Source organism: Thioalkalivibrio sp. ALJ16, assembly GCF_000377345.1.
GTDB lineage: Bacteria > Pseudomonadota > Gammaproteobacteria > Ectothiorhodospirales > Ectothiorhodospiraceae > Thioalkalivibrio.
Window position 1 is genome coordinate 17057 of sequence record NZ_KB898039.1, and the last position, 17115, is coordinate 34171.

Consider the following 17115-nt stretch of genomic DNA (forward strand, 5'->3'; position numbering starts at 1 on the left):
TAAACTGCGCTCGCATGAACAGCCTCCTCTTCCACCCCGGATACCCGCCGGCATGAACCCCCGCGAGCTGCGTGCGACCACCGGGCTGGCCGCGATCTATGGCGTGCGCATGGCCGGCCTGTTCATGGTCCTGCCGGTCTTCATGCTGCATGCCGATCGCATCCCGGGGGCGACTCCGTTTTTGATGGGGCTGGCGCTGGGCGTGTATGGCCTGACCCAGGCGCTGCTGCAGATCCCCTTCGGCCTGCTCTCCGATCGCGTCGGACGCAAGCCGCTGATCCTCGCGGGCCTGCTGCTGTTTGTGGCCGGCAGCCTGGTGGCGGCGGTGGCGGAGTCCATCCACGGCATCATCCTCGGGCGCGCCCTGCAGGGTGCGGGTGCGGTGGCGGCCGTGGTCCTTGCGCTGACCGCCGATCTGGTGGGCGAGGAGCGCCGGATGCGTGCACTGGCGGTGATCGGCCTCACCATCGGCCTGACCTTTACCCTGGCGATGGCGCTGGGCCCGGTGGTGGACCGCGTCGCCGGGCTCGAGGGCATCTTCGGTCTTTCCGCCGTGCTCGGCGTGGTGGCCATCGCGATCCTGTACCTCTGGGTGCCACGCCCTGCGCGCACGCGCTCGCACCCGGACATGGTCCCGGTGTGGTCCGCCCTGCCCGGAGTCCTGCGGGCACCCGATCTGCTGCGGCTCAATCTCGGGATCTTCGTGCTGCATGTGGTGCTGGCCGCGAATTTTCTGGTGATCCCCGTGCTCCTGCTGGAGTCGGTGGAGTTGCCGGCGGCCAGCCACTGGCAGTTCTACGTGCCGGTGCTGCTGGCGGGTTTCGTGCTGATGCTGCCCGGGATCATCTTCGGCGAACGGCGCCAGAGGGTGCACAGTGTCCTGCGCGTGGCCATCGCGCTGCTGGCCGGGGTGCAGGTGCTGCTTGCCCTGCTGGTGCCGGGCGGTGGCGGGCTCTGGTGGCTGGCGGGCCTGATGATCCTGTTCTTCGCCGCATTCAACCTGCTTGAGGCCGGCTTGCCGTCGCTGGTCGCGCGCGCGGCCCCGGTCGCCCACAAGGGTTCCGCCATGGGCGGTTTTGCCACCGCCCAGTTCCTGGGCATCTTTGTCGGTGGCGTGCTCGGTGGCGCGGTGCTCGCGGTGGCCGGCCCGGTTGGCGTGTTCCTGGCCGGTGTCCCCTTGCTACTGATCTGGTGGTGGGTCGCGCGCGACCTGCAGCCGCGCTACGGGTCGAACCGGGTTGTAGCGGTCCCGGCGCACTGGAGCGGGCGCGAGGCGGACCTGCTGCAGTGGATCCTGGCTCAGCCGGGGATACACGAGGCCGATCTCTCGCCCGATGCCCGATCCCTCTACCTGAAGGTCGCGCGTCAGGGGCCGGACGCGCACGAACTGGCTGCCTGGCTGGCGCAGCGCCCGTATGAACACCAGGGCGAACGCGGCGGCTCGACTCCCGGCTGAAGGGGTCACAGCGCGGGGCGCCGCCCTGTCGCCGCCGCATGGGGCTGCTACACTACCGGACTTGTTCCTCCATGCCCGACACAAGGAGTTCCCATGGCCCGCGGCGTCAACAAAGTCATCCTGCTCGGTAATCTCGGAGCCGATCCGGAAAAGCGCGAGACCCCCAATGGGGTCACGGTTACCAATCTGCGGCTGGCGACCTCGGAGCAGTGGACCGACAAGAACTCTGGAGAGAAGCGCGAGAACACCGAATGGCACCGCGTGGTGATGTTCGGGCGCCTGGCGGACATCGCCGCGCAGTACCTGTCCAAGGGCTCGCAGGTCTACATCGAGGGCAAGATCCAGACCCGCAAGTGGCAGGACCAGTCCGGCAATGACCGCTACAGCACCGAGATCGTGGCCAACGACATGCAGCTGATTGGCGGTCGCGGGGGCAGCGGCGGCGGTGGCGGCGGGTACGACCAGGACCCGGGCTATGGCGGCGGCAGTTCCTATGGCGGTGGCGGCCAGCAGGGCGGCAATCGCAGCAGCGCCCCGGTCTCCGGCGGCTTTGATGACGACGACGTCCCTTTTTGAGAACGCACGGCGATCCCTGACTGGCCCAACCAGCGAAGTACCGAGAGCATGATCCGCAAGGTCTATATCCAGACGCACGGCTGCCAGATGAACGAGTACGACTCCGATCGCATGCTCGACGCGCTGCGTGAGCTGCACGGGGCGGAGCGTACCGACGATCCGGAGCAGGCCGATCTTCTGCTGATGAACACCTGCTCCATCCGCGAAAAGGCGCAGGAGAAGGTGTTCTCGCTGCTGGGGCGCTGGCGGCAGATCAAGGAGCGACGGCCGGAGGTCATCATCGGGGTTGGCGGCTGTGTGGCCAGCCAGGAGGGCGACGCCCTGCGCGAGCGGGCCCCGTACGTGGACCTGGTGTTCGGGCCGCAGACCCTGCACCGCCTGCCGGCGATGATCCAGTCGGTGCGCCGCGAGCGGGCGCCGGTGGTGGATATCTCCTTTCCAGAGATCGAAAAGTTCGACCGCCTGCCCGAGCCGAAGGCCGATGGCCCGACCGCGTTCGTGTCGGTGATGGAGGGCTGTTCCAAGTACTGCAGCTTCTGCGTGGTGCCCTATACCCGGGGTGACGAGATCAGCCGGCCGTTCGACGACGTGATCGCCGAGGTGGTGGCGCTGGCCGGGCAGGGGGTCAAGGAGATCAACCTGCTGGGGCAGAACGTGAATGCCTACCGCGGGCCGATGGAGGACGGTGATACCGCCGACCTCGCGCTGCTGATCCACTACGTCGCCGCGGTGGACGGTATCGAGCGAATCCGCTTCACCACTTCGCATCCGGTGGAGTTCTCCGATTCGCTGATCCAGGCCTATGCCGACGAACCCAAGCTGGTCAGCCACTTGCACCTGCCGGTACAGAGCGGTTCCGACCGCATCCTGGCGCAGATGAAACGTGGTCACACGATCCTGGAATACAAGTCCAAGATCCGCCGCCTGCGCGAGGCGCGCCCGGACCTGGATCTGTCCTCCGACTTCATCGTCGGTTTTCCCGGCGAGACGGATGCCGACCACGCGGCGACCATGAAGCTGATCGAGGAGCTGCACTTCGACTTCTCCTTCAGCTTCATCTACAGCGCGCGTCCGGGCACGCCGGCGGCCGCGCTGCCGGATGACGTGCCGCTGGCCACCAAGAAGGCCCGCCTGGCCGAGCTGCAGGCCCTGATCGAACAGCACGGGCGCGAACGCAATCAGGCCATGGTGGGCAGCATCGAGCCGGTCCTGGTCGAGGGCCCGGCCAAGCGCAATCCTGGCGAACTGGCCGGACGCACCGCGAACAACCGCATCGTGAACTTCGCGGGCGACCCCGGCCTGATCGGACAGATGATCCCGGTCGAGATCACCGAGGCCCTGGCGCACTCCCTGCGCGGGCGCACGGTGGAGCGGGCGATGCCCGCCGCCGTCAGCGCCTGATCCGCGATGGCGAACCGTGCCGATTTCACCCTGGACCCGGGTGACCAGGAGACCCTGGCACGCCTGTCCGGTCCGCTGGATGCCCATCTGCGCCTGATCGAGTCGCGCCTGGGCGTGGCCGTGCACAACCGCGGCCCGCGCTTCAACCTGACCGGGCCGAAGGCCGCGGTGCAGGCGGCGGACGCGCTGATCCACGACCTGCACCGCATGGCCCAGGAGGAACCGGTCAGTCTGGAGCAGGTGCACACCGCGCTGCAGACCGCTCATGTGCAGGGGCTGGCAGAGGCCGAGCCGGCCGCCGCCGACCCCGCCCTGCGCCTGAAGCGCGCGGTCATTCGCGGCCGCGGTCCGCGCCAGGCGAAGTATCTGGCCGCGATTGCGCAGCACGACCTGAGCTTTGGCGTCGGGCCCGCCGGGACCGGCAAGACCTTTCTCGCCGTTGCCGCCGCCGTCGCCGCGCTGGAGCAAGACCGCGTGCAGCGCCTGGTGCTGGTGCGTCCGGCGGTGGAGGCGGGCGAGCGCCTGGGCTTCCTGCCTGGCGATCTCGCGCAGAAGATCGACCCTTATCTGCGCCCGATGTACGACGCCCTGTACGAGCTGATGGGCTTCGACCAGACCGCGCGCCTGATGGAGCGTCAGGTGATCGAGGTGGCCCCGCTGGCCTACATGCGCGGGCGTACGTTGAACGAGGCCTTCATCATCCTCGACGAGGCGCAGAACACCACCGTCGAGCAGATGAAGATGTTCCTGACCCGCATTGGCTTTGGCTCCACGGCCGTGGTCAACGGCGATATCACCCAGGTGGACCTGCCGCGCGGCCAGCGCTCCGGGCTTAAGCACGCGATGCAGATCCTGAAGGGTGTCGAGGGTGTGCACGTAACCCGCTTCCAGGCCGGCGATGTGGTGCGCCATCCGCTGGTGCAGCGCATCGTCGAGGCCTATGACGCCCACGACGTCGGTGCGGAACCCGATGCGCGGACCGGGACCGATGGCGGCACTTGAGGTTGCGGTGCAGTACGCCCTGCCGCGCCGCGGGGTGCCGGCGGCGGCCAGCCTGCACCGTGCGGCTTGCGCTGCATGGCGCGGGTCCGGAGCGGCGGCGGTGACCCTGCGCGTGGTCGACGGCGAAGAGGGCCATGCGCTGAATCGTGATTTTCGCAACCGCGATTACGCCACCAACGTGCTGTCCTTTCCTGCCCCCGATCTGCCCGCAATGCCCGCCGGGGCGCCGCGCTATCTCGGCGACATCGTGCTGTGCGCCCCGGTGCTGGCCCGCGAGGCGGCGGAACAGGCCAAGACCCTGCGTGCGCACTACGCGCACATGGTGGTGCATGGCCTGCTGCATCTGCAGGGCATGGATCACCAGGAACCCGGCGAGGCGGCGGCGATGGAAGCCGTTGAGTGCTCCATCCTGGCCGGGTTAGGCTATCCCGACCCCTATCAGACCGGCTCTCCGGCCCGTGAAACGAACGCGCCCGCCACCGGAACCGTCCCCGATGCCTGAACCTGTCCCCGACGAGCAACCTGCCTGGCGGCGCTGGCTGGAGCGTGCGAAGACACGCCTGTGGCCGCGCCGCGATCCCGCCAACCGCCGCGAACTGATCGAGACCCTGCGGGCCGCGCATGGCCGCGAGCTGGTCGACCCCGAGGCCCTGACCATGCTGGAGGGCGTGCTCAACGTGGCCGATATGCAGGTGCGCGACATCATGATTCCGCGCGCGCAGATGGAGGTCGTCCGCCGCGATGCGCGCCTGTCGGAGTTTCTGCCCGACGTGGTGGCCTCGGCCCACTCGCGCCTGCCGGTGGTCGGGGATCATCGCGACGAGGTGGTGGGTGTGCTGCTGGCCAAGGACCTGCTGCGCTTTTTCGGCGAGACCGACGATGCCGCCTTCGACATGCAGGAGATCCTGCGCCCGGCCGTGTTCGTGCCCGAGAGCAAGCGCCTGAACGTGCTGCTGAAGGAGTTCCGCCTGAGCCGTAATCACATGGCGATCGTGGTGGATGAATACGGTGGCGTGGCCGGTCTGGTGACCATCGAGGATGTGCTCGAACAGATCGTCGGCGAGATCGAGGACGAACACGATGTCGAGGACTACCTGACCCAGATCATGCAGCACCCCGGCGGGCGCTACACGATCAAGGCACTGACGCCGATGGAGGAGTTCAACGCCTACTTCCAGACCGCCTACAGCGAGGCCGACTTCGACACCATCGGTGGCATGGTGCTGTCGCACTTCGGCCATGTGCCGCGGCGCGGCGAGCAGATCGTGATCGACGGCATGCGTTTTCGCGTGCTGCGCGCGGATAACCGCCGCCTGCACCTGCTGGAGATGCGCCTTCCGGAGCCCGACACGGTCCCGGCGCCGGAGGCGGGTCAGACCTTCGAGGGACAGCCCGCCGATCCCGTCAGCCCGCGCGAGGACTGAGCGGTGGTGGATCGCCTGCCACTCTGGGCCTCCGGCCTGTTGGCGCTGCTGGCGGGTGCGGGCGCGACCCTGGCCTTCGCCCCGGTCGGCTGGTTCCTGGCCGCGCCGCTCGCCCTGGCGCTCTGGTTTGCCCTGCTGGTCGGCGCCTCCTGGCGCCGCGCCGCCGTGACCGGTTATGCCTTCGGTCTCGGCTTCTTCGGGGTCGGGGTTACCTGGATCTTCAATTCGCTGCTGGTGTTCGGCCAGGCCCCGCTGGTGGTGGCCTCGCTGATCACGGTGCTGTTCGTGCTGGTGATGGCCCTGTATCCGGCGGTCCTGTCGGGCCTGGCGGCACGCTTCCTGGCGCTGGAGCGGCCGGCCGGGCTGATCGCCCTGGCCGCCGGGGTGGTGCTGATGGAGCTGGCGCGTTCCTGGCTGTTCTCCGGATTCCCCTGGCTGCTGTTCGGGCATACCGTGCTGCAGACGCCGCTGCAGGGCTGGCTGCCGCTGGGCGGTGAGCTGGCGGCCGGCCTGGTGGTGGCGCTGCTGGCGGCCGGACTGGTGCTGGTGCTGCAGCGCGGGCGCCGGTGGTCCGGTGCCGGCCTGGTGGCCGGGCTGTTCGCGCTCTCGTTGCCGCTGACCCTGGTCGAGTGGACCCAGCCCGAGGGTGAGTCGCTTCGGGTGGCGATGGTGCAGGGCAATATCGAGCAGGCGCGCAAGTGGGCCCCTGACGGCATCGATCATTCGCTGGAGGTCTACGAGACGCTGACCCGGGCAGCGACCGGGGCGGACCTGATCGTCTGGCCGGAGACGGCGATCCCGGCGCTGCTGGCCGAGGTCCGCGGCGACCTGGGCCGCACCGCACTGGAGCTGCAGGAGACCGGCAGCGAACTGCTGGTCGGGATCTTCGACCATGACCCGGAGACCCGGTCGGTCTTCAACTCGGTCGTGCATACGCAGTCCGGGGCGGGCTACAACAAGCGCCAGCTGGTGCCGTTCGGTGAATACATCCCGCTGCGTGATCGTCTGACCTGGCTCGACCGCCTGCTGCAGATCCCGATGTCGGATCTCAGTCGGGGGGGCGACGATGGTCAGATGGATGTGGCCGGGACCCGCGCCGGGATCAGCATCTGCTACGAATCGGCCTATGCCCGGCACATGCGCGCGCCGCTGCCGGAGGCGCGCTTCCTGGTCAATGTCAGTAACGATGCCTGGTTCGGTGACAGTCTCGCGCCGGCCCAGCATCTGCAGATCGCGCGGGTGCGGGCGGTGGAGACCGGGCGCCCGATGGTGCGAGCCACCAACACCGGCATCTCGGCCCTGATCGCAGCCGACGGGCGTCTGCTGGAGCGTTCCGGACTGTTCAGCCGCGAGGTGGTGCAGGGCACGCTCGAGCCGCGTACCGGGATGACCCCGGCGGCGGCCCTCGGTGAGGGGCCCGCCCTGCTGGCGGCCCTGGTGCTGGTGGTGATCGGTGCGGCGGTGCGCCGGCGCACCGCCTGAGGCCATACCCCGGGACGATCACCCCAGGACATCCCCCCGGGGCTATTCGGCCTCGGTGCCCCCGGGGCCGCGGCGGAAGCTGGTGTTGTGGCAGTTGGAGCACGGCGGGATGCGCCCGACCCGGGTCATATGCACGGCGTGCCCGCACTGCTTGCAAAGCAGCTCGCCTGGTCCGGTGATCTCGCCGGTGCGCCACTCGCCCATGACCTGGGCGCGGGCGGTCAGTTCGGTGATCTCCACCCGGGTGCGGTCGGCGATGCGCTCCAGCGCGCTCTTGATGCTGGCCTCGATCAGGCCGAGATCGATGCGCAGCCAGCTGCGCCAGTCCTCGCTGCGCGAATCCAGATAGGCGCCCAGGTCCTGCAGGTCGCGGCGCAGGTAGTCCATCACCTCGTGGGCCTCTTCGCGGGTCAGGTCGCTGGCCTTCTGCACGCGGTCGCGGGCGTTTTCCAGGGCCCCGGTGACGGCCTTGCTGGTCTTGTCTTCCAGTTTCTCGAGATCCTCGGTGACCTCGTTCAGCATGCGGTGATAGGCATCGCTCAGGCGGTGCTCGCGTTCCTGGTCCACCTCGGCGGATGATTCCCTGGACTTGTCGCTCATGCGCGGTTCCTCGTGGCTTGATCGTTGAACATGTGCCCCGCTTGCGGCGTTGGGGCCCTTCTGTGTCCACGTTAGCACGATAAATGGCCGTTGCCAGTGCTCCCCGGGAGGTGCATGCCGGGCCGTATCTGCTGCAAGGTAGGGGGAAAAGGAGACGGACATGGCGCGACCCGAACCCCTGACCGAGGACCAGGTCTACCAGCACTGCCCGCCGGAGCAGCTGGAGTTTGCAACGACCGAGGCGCTGGAGGCGCTGGAACTGCCCTGTGGGCAGGAACGCCTGCTACGTGCCCTGGAGTTCGGGGCCGCGATGCGTGGTGACGGTTTCAATCTCTTCGTGCTGGGGCCGGCCGGCAGTGGACGGCACGACCTGGTACGGCGCTTCCTGGAGCGGCGCGCGGCCGAGGAGCCGGCGCCGCCGGACTGGTGCTACGTATTCAACTTCGATCAGCCGGAGTGCCCGCGCGCGATCCGTCTGGAGGCCGGCGAAGGGCGGACCCTGCAGGCTGACCTGGAGCGGTTGATCGAGGATCTGCGCAGCAGTATCCCGGCGGCCTTCGAGGCGGAAGAATACCAGCGGCGCCTGCAGGAGCTGAAGGACGCGTCCGAGGAAGCGCAGAGCGAGGGCGTGCGCAGGGTTCAGGAAGAGGCCGAGGCGAACGACATTGCCCTGATCAGTGCCCAGAATACGTTTTCGTTCGCGCCGATGCGGGACGGGGAGATCCTCAAGCCGGAGGAATACGACGCGCTGTCCGAAGATGAGCGCGGGCGGATCGACGAAAACGTCGAGGTGCTGCAGGAGAAGCTGCGCCAGGCCCTGCGTCAGATTCCACGCCTGCGCAAGGAGCTGCAGGAGAAGGTCCGGGCGCTGAGCGCGGAGATGCTGCAGTGGACCCTCGGTGGCCCGATTCGCGAACTGAAGGAGCGGTGGTCGGGGCTGCCGGCCGTGGTCGCCCATCTGGAGGCCATCCTGGACGACGTGGTGCAGCATGCGGAGGCCTTTCGCAGCGGGCACGGCCACGCGCCGCCCGAGGGCCTGCTGGAACGCTTTCGCATCAACCTGCTGGTGGATCACGCGGAGACCCGCGGTGCCCCGGTCATCTACGAGGACCTGCCGAACCATCAGCACCTGACCGGCCAGATCGAGCACCAGGTACACGAGGGCGCCCTGTTTACCGACTTTTCGCTGGTACGGGCCGGGGCCCTGCACCGGGCCAGCGGCGGCTACCTGATGCTGGATGCCCGGCGTGTGCTGCTGCAGCCGCTGGCCTGGGAAAGCCTCAAGCGGGTGCTGTTCTCCGGCGAGGTCCGCATCGAGTCGCTGGAACACCTGTTCGGCCTGGCGAGCACCGTGGGGCTGGAGCCGGAGCCGATCCCGGTCAACCCCAAGGTGGTGCTGATCGGGGATCGCCTGCTCTACTACCTGCTGTCGGCCTACGACCCGGACTTCCTCGAGCTGTTCAAGGTCGAGGCGGACTTCGAGGACGACCTTGAGCGCGACGAGGCCAGTCTCATGCTGTATGCGCGCATGCTGGCCACCATGGCGCGTCGCGCGGAGCTGCGGCCGCTGGACCGCGCCGCAGTCGCGCGCGTGATCGAACACGCCAGCCGCCTGGCCGGGGATCAGCGCAAGCTGTCGGCGCATGACCGCACCCTGCGCGACCTGCTGCTGGAGGCCGATCACTGGGCCGGCCAGGCCGGTGCCGAGGTCGTGGGTGCTGCACAGGTCGATCAGGCCATCCGCGAGCGTGAGGCGCGCGGGGCGCGGCTGCAGCGGGGCCGGTTGGAGCAGATCCGGCGCGGGGTGGTGCTGATCGCCACCCGGGGCACGCAGCCCGCCCAGGTCAACGGGCTGTCCGTGATGCAGCTGGGCGACATGATGTTCGGGTGCCCGATCCGGATTACCGCGACGGCGCGCTCGGGCAAGGGTCAGGTGGTGGATATCGAACGCGAGGCGAAGCTGGGTGGTCCGGTCCACAGCAAGGCAGTGATGATTCTGTCGCGCTTCATTGCGAGCCACTACGCCGCGGACAGCGAACTCTCGCTGTCCGCCAGCCTGGCCTTCGAGCAGTCCTACGGCGATATCGAGGGGGATTCCGCCTCGGTCGCCGAGGCTTGCGCTCTGTTGTCGGCGATCGCCCGGATCCCGCTGCGGCAGTCGCTGGCGGTGACCGGCTCGCTGAACCAGCATGGCGAGGTGCAAGCCGTAGGCGGGGTCAACGAGAAGATCGAGGGCTTCTTCGACGTCTGCCGCGAGGCGGGGGAACTGGACGGTCACGGGGTGCTGCTGCCTGCGAGCAATGTCGAGCACCTGATGCTGCGCGAGGATGTCCGCGCGGCGATCGCGCAGGGGCGTTTCTCCGTCTATCCCGTAACCACGCTGGACGAGGCCATCGAGCTGCTGGCCGACCTGCCGGCGGGCGAACGTGACGCCCGGGGCGGGTTCCCGAAGGACAGCTTCAACCGAGCGGTGGCGGATCGCCTGCGGGCGTTCGCCCGTCTGAGCCATCGCCACGGCCACCGCGATGAGTCCGCGGAGGCTGTAGCGAAAGAAGACCCGACCGGGGAGGACGATACCTGAGGGATGCCCGGATCAGGCCCCCGCGGGCGGCAGGCGGGTCGCCACCAGATCGCGATACCCGTGCCACATGGCGAAGCCCAGCCACGGGAAGATCACGATCAGGGCCAGGAGGGCCGTGGCCAGCGAGACCATGAACAGTGCGGTGATGATCAGGCCCCACAGGACCAGGGTCCCGGGGTTGTGGCTGAAGGCCTTCAGGCTCACACCGATGGATTCCACCAGTGACTTTTGCGGCGCGTCATCGCGCATGCGGTGATCCAGCAGTGCCGGGATGGTGGCGAGACTCAGGGCGAAGGCCACCAGGCCGAAGGCAATGGCCGCAACGACCACGCCCACCAGCGAGATGATGCCGGTGCCGCTGGTCAGCATCGCCCCGACCATATGGTGCAGCTGACCGCTCACACCCAGCTCGCCGATATTGAGCACGGCAATCCACATCCACACAAAGCTGGCCCAGATCACGAACAGGACGGCCAGCAGGGCGGCAAAGCCCCAGACCGAACCGCCAAGCGCCCCGAGCCACCCCAGGCCCAGACCGCCCGGCTGGCCGCGCTCCTTCTGCAGGGCCAGGTAGTTCACGCCCACCGCCAGAACCGGACCCAGCAGCAGGATGCCGGCCAGCCAGGAGAAGGCCATCCACGGCTGATTCCAGGACAGCCCCAGCAGGACCAGTCCAACCATGGCGATGACCAGGCCATGCACCAGCGCAACGGGCCTCTGCCAGAGGTCATGCCAGCCCTTGCCCAGCCAGGTGCCGAGGTCCTCGGGCGCGACCTCCCGGATCTCCGGGGAATCGGTCTCGGGGGTGTGCTCCTGCGCCACCTCGCCAAGGTCCTCGGGGTAGGCGCGCCGTGCGACGGGGATCGAGTCATTTTCGAAACTCATGTGCTGCCTCCTAACGTCGCGTGGACGCTATCGATGCATTTACCCCTTGTGGCAGTCGGAAATAGCATCCGTTCCGCAGGTTCTGTGATGGTCATCACGGCCGCAGGGCAGGGCGCGATCGATCCGGGCTGGACCGTGATCGCTTGGGAAGCCCTGATCAGTGTTTCCCTTGGAGGGGGTGGGGGCGGCTGGTATTCTGCGCAGTTCTTTGTTTCCCGCGATTAAAGGCACAGGTGAGGCGCATGCAGGAGCACTATTCCCCCGAGGCGGTCGAGGCGCTGGCACAGCGCCAGTGGGAGGAGGCCGACTGCTTCCGCGCGCGCGAGGACGCCCCCGGCGAGCCGTTCTACTGCCTGTCCATGTTCCCCTACCCCTCGGGCAAGCTGCACATGGGGCATGTGCGCAACTACACCATCGGTGACGTGATCGCCCGCTTCCAGCGCATGCAGGGCCGGAGCGTGCTGCAGCCGATGGGCTGGGACGCCTTCGGCCTGCCGGCGGAGAACGCGGCGATGCAGAACCACGTCCCGCCGGCCGCGTGGACGCGCCAGAACATCGAGCAGATGCGCACCCAGCTCAAGCGCCTGGGCTTCGCCTACGACTGGTCGCGCGAGTTCGCGACCTGCGATGCCGACTACTACCGCTGGGAACAGTGGCTGTTCGTGCGCCTGCTGAAGAAGGGCCTGGTCTACCGCAAGAAGGCGACCGTGAACTGGGACCCGGTGGACCAGACCGTGCTCGCCAACGAGCAGGTGATCGAGGGCCGTGGCTGGCGCTCCGGCGCGCTGGTCGAGCGCCGCGAGATGCCGCAGTGGTTCCTGCGCATCACTGACTACGCCGACGAGCTGCTGGAGGCCCTGGACGGGCTGGACGGCTGGCCGGACCAGGTGCGCACCATGCAGCGCAACTGGATCGGCCGTTCCGAGGGCGTGGAGCTGGAGTTCGCGGTGGATGGCGGCGAGCCGCTGACGGTCTACACCACGCGCCCGGATACCCTGTTCGGCGTCTCCTACATGGCGCTCGCGCCGGAGCACCCGCGGGTGCAGGCGCTGGCGGAACATGACGCCGAACTGGCCGCGTTCGTCGCCGACTGCGCGCAGGGCGGGGTGGCCGAGGCCGATCTGGCGACCATGGAGAAGAAGGGCCGGTCGCTGGGCTTTACCGCCCGCCACCCGCTGACCGGAGCGGAGGTCCCGGTCTGGGTCGCCAACTTCGTGCTGATGGAATACGGCACCGGCGCGGTGATGGCGGTCCCGGCGCACGACGAACGCGACCACGAGTTCGCGACAAAATACGGGCTGCCGATCCGCCAGGTGATCGCCCCGGCCGACGGTGCCGAGTGCGATGTACAGGCCACAGCCTTCACCGATCCCGGCGTGCTGGTGAACTCCGGCGACTTCGACGGGCAGGCCTCCGAGGCGGCCAAGGTCGCGATCGCCGAGCACCTGGAACAGGCCGGGCTGGGCCGGCGCCGGCGCAACTACCGCCTGCGCGACTGGGGCATCTCGCGCCAGCGCTACTGGGGCTGCCCGATCCCGGTGATCCACTGCGACGACTGCGGTGCGGTGCCGGTGCCGGAGGCGGACCTGCCGGTGAGCCTGCCGGAGGACGTGATCCCGGACGGCGCCGGCTCGCCGCTGGCGCGCATGCCCGAGTTCTTCGAGGCCACCTGCCCGGAATGCGGCAAGCCGGCACGGCGCGAGACCGATACCTTCGACACCTTCTTCGAATCCAGCTGGTACTTCGCCCGCTATGCCTGTGCCGACAACGACGACGCGATGCTGGATGCGCGCGCCGACCACTGGCTGCCGGTGGATCAGTACGTGGGCGGCATCGAGCACGCGGTACTGCACCTGCTGTATGCGCGCTTCTTCCACAAGCTGCTGCGCGACGAGGGCCTGCTGGCCTCGGACGAGCCATTCACCCGGCTGCTGACCCAGGGCATGGTGATCGCGCCGACCTTCTACCGCGAACGCGGCGACGGCGGGAAGGACTGGATCAACCCCGCCGATGTCGAGCTGGAACGCGCGGAGGACGGCTCGGTGAAGGCCGCGCGCCATCGCGAAGACGGCCAGCCGGTGGTCGTGGGCGGCATGGAGAAGATGTCCAAGTCGAAAAACAACGGCGTGGACCCCCAGGCCCTGATCGAGCGCTTCGGTGCCGACACCGCGCGGCTGTTCACCATGTTCGCCGCGCCGCCGGACCTGTCGCTGGAGTGGTCCGACTCCGGCGTCGAGGGCGCGCAGCGCTTCATCAAGCGCCTGTGGCGGGCAGTGCACGAGCACGTGAACGGCGATAGCCCGGCTGCGCTGGACGTGGACGCGATGGACGACGCCGGGCGCGAGCTGCGGCGCAAGCTGCACGACACCATCGCCAAGGTCACCGACGATATCGGCCGGCGCCAGACCTTCAACACGGCCGTGGCCGCGAACATGGAACTGCTGAACGACCTCGGCCGATTCCCGAAGGATGCGCCCCAGGCCGCGGCCGTGCGCCAGGAGGCCCTGGAGGGCATCGTGCGCATGCTGGCGCCGATCATCCCGCATGTGACCGAGACCCTGTGGCGCGCGCTGGGCCATGACGGGCCGGTCGCGACCGCGGCCTGGCCGACGGTCGACGAGGCCGCGCGCCAGGCTGCGCAGGAGACCCTGGCGGTGCAGGTGAACGGCAAGCGCCGCGCCGAGATCGCGGTCCCGGCCGGTGCCGACAAGGACGCGATCGAGGCCGTCGCCCGCGGCGACGAGAATGTGCAGCGGCACATCGAGGGGCAGAACGTGGTGAAAGTAATCGTGGTGCCCGCGCGCCTGGTGAACTTCGTGGTCAAGCCGCAATGAGCGCGCTGCTGCGCGCAGGGCTGGTGGTGTGGCTGGCGGCCTCCGTGGCCGCCTGCGGCTTCCAGCTGCGCGGCAGCATGGACTGGCCGGAGGCGCTGGCGCCGGTGCACATCACCGGTTTGAGCCCGCGTGACTCCCTGTACCGCGAGCTGGCGGTGGCCTTCGGCTCGGCCGGGGTCGAGGTGGTCGATCAGCGTCCCGATAGGCACGGGGCGACCCTGGAGATTCGTTCGGTCCGCGATCAGCGGCGCACCCTGTCGGTGACGGAGACCGCCCGGGTCTCGGAGTACGAACTGGTGCGCACGGTCGAAGCCCGTCTGCGTCCGGTGCAGGGCGAGGCCGTCGAACTCGGGCCGCTGCAGGCCAGTCGGGTCTACCTGTTCGATGGCTCGGCGGTGCTCAGCCGCTCCGAGCGCGAGGAGACCCTGCGCGAGGCGATGAACCGCGACCTGGTGGCGCAGCTGCAGCGGCGGATGACCGCACTGGTCGGGTCGGATGGCGATGCGCAAGAGGTCCGCGACCGCTGATGGCCCTGGATGTGGCACGGCTGGAGCAGGATCTGGGTCGCGGGCTGGCGCCCGTCTATCTGCTGCTGGCGGAGGAGCCGCTGCAGGCCATCGAGGCGGCGGATGCGATCCGCGCGGCTGCGCGTGCCCAGGGCTTTCTGGAACGGACGGTGCTGGACCTGACCGCGCAGTCCGACTGGGGACCATTCGAGGCCGCGGTGCGTGACCGCTCGCTGTTCGCCGAGCGGGCGCTGCTGGACCTGCGTCTGGCCACCGGCAAGCCGGGCAAGACCGGGGGCGATCACCTGAAGGCCTATGCGGCCGACCCGCAGGAGGACCTGGTACTGCTGCTGCAGTTGCCACGGCCGGACCGCGACATGCGCCGGGCGGCCTGGTTCAAGGCGCTGGAGAACCGCGCGGTGGTGATCCATGCGCGCCCGGTCCCGCCGGCGCAGCTTGGGGGCTGGATCCGCGGGCGCCTGCAGAAGAACGACCTGCGCATCACCGATGATGCCCTGGCACTGCTGGTATCCCGGGTCGAGGGCAATCTGCTGGCTGCGCGCCAGGAGATCGAGAAGCTGGCCCTGGCGGGCGTGACCGAGATCGACGAGGCCGTGCTGGCGGAGGCCACCACCGACGCCGCGCGCTTCGAGCTGTTTGCGCTGGCCCCGGTCGCGCTGCGCGGCAATGTCCGCCATGCCCTGCGCATGCTGGAGGGGCTGCTGGACGAAGGGCAGCCGGAACCCCTGATCCTCTGGGCGCTGGCGCGCGAATGCCGCCTGCTGGTGCAGGCGATGGAACGCAAGGCGGCCGGGGCGCCGGATCGCGAGGCCTTCCAGGGCAGCTTCGGGGACGGCCAGAAGGCCCTGCGCCAAGCGATGTCGCGGCTGAGCCTGCCGGCGGCGCGCGGGCTGCTGGGCGAGGCCGCGCGCGTGGATCGGGTCATCAAGGGTCAGGAAAACGGCAACGCCCGGCAGGGGTTGCTAGACTTGGTGGCCCGTATGGCGGGATGCGAACTGACACCACCCGAACCCGCCCTGAATCCGGAACGAGTCTGACTGCATGAACGCTGCCGTGAACCCCGCCGAATCTGCCGCTGCCGACGTGATCGCCCAGGTCGAGGCCCTCGGGCGTGCCGCCCGTATCGCCTCGCGGCGCATGGCCGAGGCCGAGCCGGGCGCGAAGAACGCGGCTCTGCACGCGATTGCCGAGGGCATTGCCGCGCGCCGCGCGGAGCTGGTGGAGGCCAACAGCCGTGACCTGGAGGCCGGGCGTGCGCGCGGCCTGGACGCCGCGATGCTGGACCGCCTGGCGCTGACCGACGCGCGCATCGACACCATGATCGAGGGCTGTCGCCAGGTGGCCGGGCTGCCCGATCCGGTGGGCACCATCACCGATATGGCCTATCAGCCGAGCGGCATCCAGGTGGGCCAGATGCGCGTGCCGCTGGGCGTGATCGGCATCATCTATGAGTCGCGCCCGAACGTGACCATCGACGCCGCCGCCCTGTGCCTGAAGTCCGGCAACGCCGCGATCCTGCGCGGCGGCTCCGAGGCCCTGCACTCCAACCAGGCGCTGGCCGCGATTATCCAGGCCGGGCTGGAGCAGGCCGGCCTGCCGCGCGAGGCGGTGCAGGTGGTGCCGACCACCGACCGTGCGGCGGTGGGCGCGCTGCTGCGCATGCCGCAGTACGTGGACGTGATCGTGCCGCGCGGCGGCAAGGGCCTGATCGAGCGGGTCAGCAACGAGTCGCAGATCCCGGTGATCAAGCACCTGGACGGCGTCTGCCACGTGTATGTGGACGGCGGGGCCGATCTCGACAAGGCGCTGGCGGTCGCGGTGAACGCCAAGACCCAGCGCTACGGCACCTGTAACACCATGGAGACGCTGCTGGTGCATGCGGACCAGGCCGAGGCCTTCCTGCCGCGCTTGGCGACGGCCCTGGGCGAGCACCAGGTGAGCCTGCGTGGCTGTGCGCGCACCCGGGCCATCCTCGCGAATGCCGGGACGGATATCGCCGAGGCCACCGAGGACGACTGGGTGGCCGAATACCTGGGACCGATCCTCGCGATCCGCGTGGTCGACGACCTGGATGCGGCGATCGACCACATCAATACCTACGGTTCGCACCATACTGACAGCATCGTGACCGAGGACTACACCCGCGCCCGGCGTTTCCTGCGTGCGGTGGATTCCAGTTCGGTGATGGTGAACGCCTCCACCCGCTTCGCCGACGGTTTCGAGTACGGCCTGGGCGCCGAGATCGGCATCTCCACCGACAAGCTGCACGCGCGCGGCCCGGTAGGCCTGCATGGCCTGACCACCCTCAAATACGTGGTGTTCGGCGACGGCCATGTGCGTGGCTGAC

14 protein-coding genes are annotated in these 17115 nt (G+C 68.9%); 12 read left to right on the top strand and 2 right to left on the bottom strand.

The features are described 5' to 3' along the window. The first annotated feature begins 52 nt into the window (after window positions 1-52). From D000_RS0103760 to lnt, 7 genes are all read left to right on the top strand, one after another. Window positions 53-1456, top strand: a complete 1404-nt coding sequence (locus tag D000_RS0103760) for an MFS transporter (RefSeq protein ID WP_018872219.1) — start codon at window positions 53-55, stop codon at window positions 1454-1456. A gap of 93 nt (window positions 1457-1549) precedes the next feature. Further along, window positions 1550-2032: a single-stranded DNA-binding protein gene (gene ssb / locus D000_RS0103765; protein ID WP_018872220.1), complete on the top strand. Its 483-nt coding sequence runs from the start codon at window positions 1550-1552 to the stop codon at window positions 2030-2032. A gap of 48 nt (window positions 2033-2080) precedes the next feature. After that, complete coding sequence (gene miaB, locus D000_RS13300; RefSeq protein WP_018872221.1) at window positions 2081-3433, top strand: tRNA (N6-isopentenyl adenosine(37)-C2)-methylthiotransferase MiaB; 1353 nt, start codon at window positions 2081-2083, stop codon at window positions 3431-3433. A gap of 6 nt (window positions 3434-3439) precedes the next feature. Continuing rightward, window positions 3440-4435 carry a PhoH family protein gene (locus D000_RS0103775; RefSeq protein ID WP_018872222.1) on the top strand — a complete coding sequence of 332 codons (996 nt, stop codon included), beginning with the start codon at window positions 3440-3442 and terminating at the stop codon, window positions 4433-4435. Continuing rightward, a complete protein-coding gene (gene ybeY, locus D000_RS0103780) occupies window positions 4422-4937 on the top strand; it encodes an rRNA maturation RNase YbeY (protein ID WP_018872223.1) in 516 nt (171 codons plus the stop codon). Before D000_RS0103775 ends, ybeY begins: the two co-directional genes overlap by 14 nt. After that, window positions 4930-5859 carry an HlyC/CorC family transporter gene (locus tag D000_RS0103785; RefSeq protein ID WP_018872224.1) on the top strand — a complete coding sequence of 310 codons (930 nt, stop codon included), beginning with the start codon at window positions 4930-4932 and terminating at the stop codon, window positions 5857-5859. Before ybeY ends, D000_RS0103785 begins: the two co-directional genes overlap by 8 nt. A 3-nt stretch (window positions 5860-5862) precedes the next feature. Next, complete coding sequence (gene lnt / locus D000_RS0103790) at window positions 5863-7341, top strand: apolipoprotein N-acyltransferase (RefSeq protein WP_018872225.1); 1479 nt, start codon at window positions 5863-5865, stop codon at window positions 7339-7341. A gap of 42 nt (window positions 7342-7383) precedes the next feature. Here the strand turns inward: lnt and D000_RS0103795 are convergent, their stop codons facing one another. Continuing rightward, window positions 7384-7941 (bottom strand): zinc ribbon-containing protein, encoded by a 558-nt coding sequence (locus D000_RS0103795; protein WP_018872226.1) that lies wholly within the window; start codon window positions 7939-7941, stop codon window positions 7384-7386. Between the two features lie 160 nt (window positions 7942-8101). Here D000_RS0103795 and D000_RS0103800 point away from each other — a divergent pair, with 160 nt between their 5' ends. After that, entirely contained in the window at window positions 8102-10522 is a 2421-nt protein-coding gene (locus tag D000_RS0103800; protein ID WP_018872227.1) for a Lon protease family protein, read from the top strand. Window positions 10523-10534: 12 nt separating this feature from the next. On the opposite strand, the gene D000_RS0103805 is transcribed toward D000_RS0103800, so the two are convergent. Next, complete coding sequence (locus tag D000_RS0103805; protein ID WP_018872228.1) at window positions 10535-11407, bottom strand: DUF2189 domain-containing protein; 873 nt, start codon at window positions 11405-11407, stop codon at window positions 10535-10537. A gap of 242 nt (window positions 11408-11649) precedes the next feature. On the opposite strand from D000_RS0103805, the gene leuS reads away from it, so the two are divergent. From leuS to D000_RS0103830, 4 genes are read left to right on the top strand one after another with little or no spacing between them, the layout of a single operon-like run. Next, entirely contained in the window at window positions 11650-14241 is a 2592-nt protein-coding gene (gene leuS / locus D000_RS0103815) for a leucine--tRNA ligase (RefSeq protein WP_018872229.1), read from the top strand. Next, window positions 14238-14768 carry an LPS assembly lipoprotein LptE gene (gene lptE / locus D000_RS0103820; protein WP_018872230.1) on the top strand — a complete coding sequence of 177 codons (531 nt, stop codon included), beginning with the start codon at window positions 14238-14240 and terminating at the stop codon, window positions 14766-14768. Before leuS ends, lptE begins: the two co-directional genes overlap by 4 nt. Beyond that, complete coding sequence (holA, locus tag D000_RS0103825; RefSeq protein ID WP_018872231.1) at window positions 14768-15805, top strand: DNA polymerase III subunit delta; 1038 nt, start codon at window positions 14768-14770, stop codon at window positions 15803-15805. The genes lptE and holA overlap by 1 nt, the downstream gene beginning before the upstream one ends. 4 nt (window positions 15806-15809) lie before the next feature. After that, the gene (locus tag D000_RS0103830; protein ID WP_018872232.1) at window positions 15810-17114 is read left to right on the top strand and encodes a glutamate-5-semialdehyde dehydrogenase; all 1305 of its coding nucleotides are present in this window, start codon (window positions 15810-15812) and stop codon (window positions 17112-17114) included. Window position 17115: the final 1 nt, after the last annotated feature.

Coding starts and splice junctions, on each gene's coding strand:
- D000_RS0103760 (WP_018872219.1), top strand. CDS start 53: ATGAACCCCCGCGAGCTGCGTGCGACCACCGGGCTGGCCGCGATCTAT.
- ssb (WP_018872220.1), top strand. CDS start 1,550: ATGGCCCGCGGCGTCAACAAAGTCATCCTGCTCGGTAATCTCGGAGCC.
- miaB (WP_018872221.1), top strand. CDS start 2,081: ATGATCCGCAAGGTCTATATCCAGACGCACGGCTGCCAGATGAACGAG.
- D000_RS0103775 (WP_018872222.1), top strand. CDS start 3,440: ATGGCGAACCGTGCCGATTTCACCCTGGACCCGGGTGACCAGGAGACC.
- ybeY (WP_018872223.1), top strand. CDS start 4,422: ATGGCGGCACTTGAGGTTGCGGTGCAGTACGCCCTGCCGCGCCGCGGG.
- D000_RS0103785 (WP_018872224.1), top strand. CDS start 4,930: ATGCCTGAACCTGTCCCCGACGAGCAACCTGCCTGGCGGCGCTGGCTG.
- D000_RS0103795 (WP_018872226.1), bottom strand. CDS start 7,941: ATGAGCGACAAGTCCAGGGAATCATCCGCCGAGGTGGACCAGGAACGC.
- D000_RS0103800 (WP_018872227.1), top strand. CDS start 8,102: ATGGCGCGACCCGAACCCCTGACCGAGGACCAGGTCTACCAGCACTGC.
- D000_RS0103805 (WP_018872228.1), bottom strand. CDS start 11,407: ATGAGTTTCGAAAATGACTCGATCCCCGTCGCACGGCGCGCCTACCCC.
- leuS (WP_018872229.1), top strand. CDS start 11,650: ATGCAGGAGCACTATTCCCCCGAGGCGGTCGAGGCGCTGGCACAGCGC.
- lptE (WP_018872230.1), top strand. CDS start 14,238: ATGAGCGCGCTGCTGCGCGCAGGGCTGGTGGTGTGGCTGGCGGCCTCC.
- holA (WP_018872231.1), top strand. CDS start 14,768: ATGGCCCTGGATGTGGCACGGCTGGAGCAGGATCTGGGTCGCGGGCTG.
- D000_RS0103830 (WP_018872232.1), top strand. CDS start 15,810: ATGAACGCTGCCGTGAACCCCGCCGAATCTGCCGCTGCCGACGTGATC.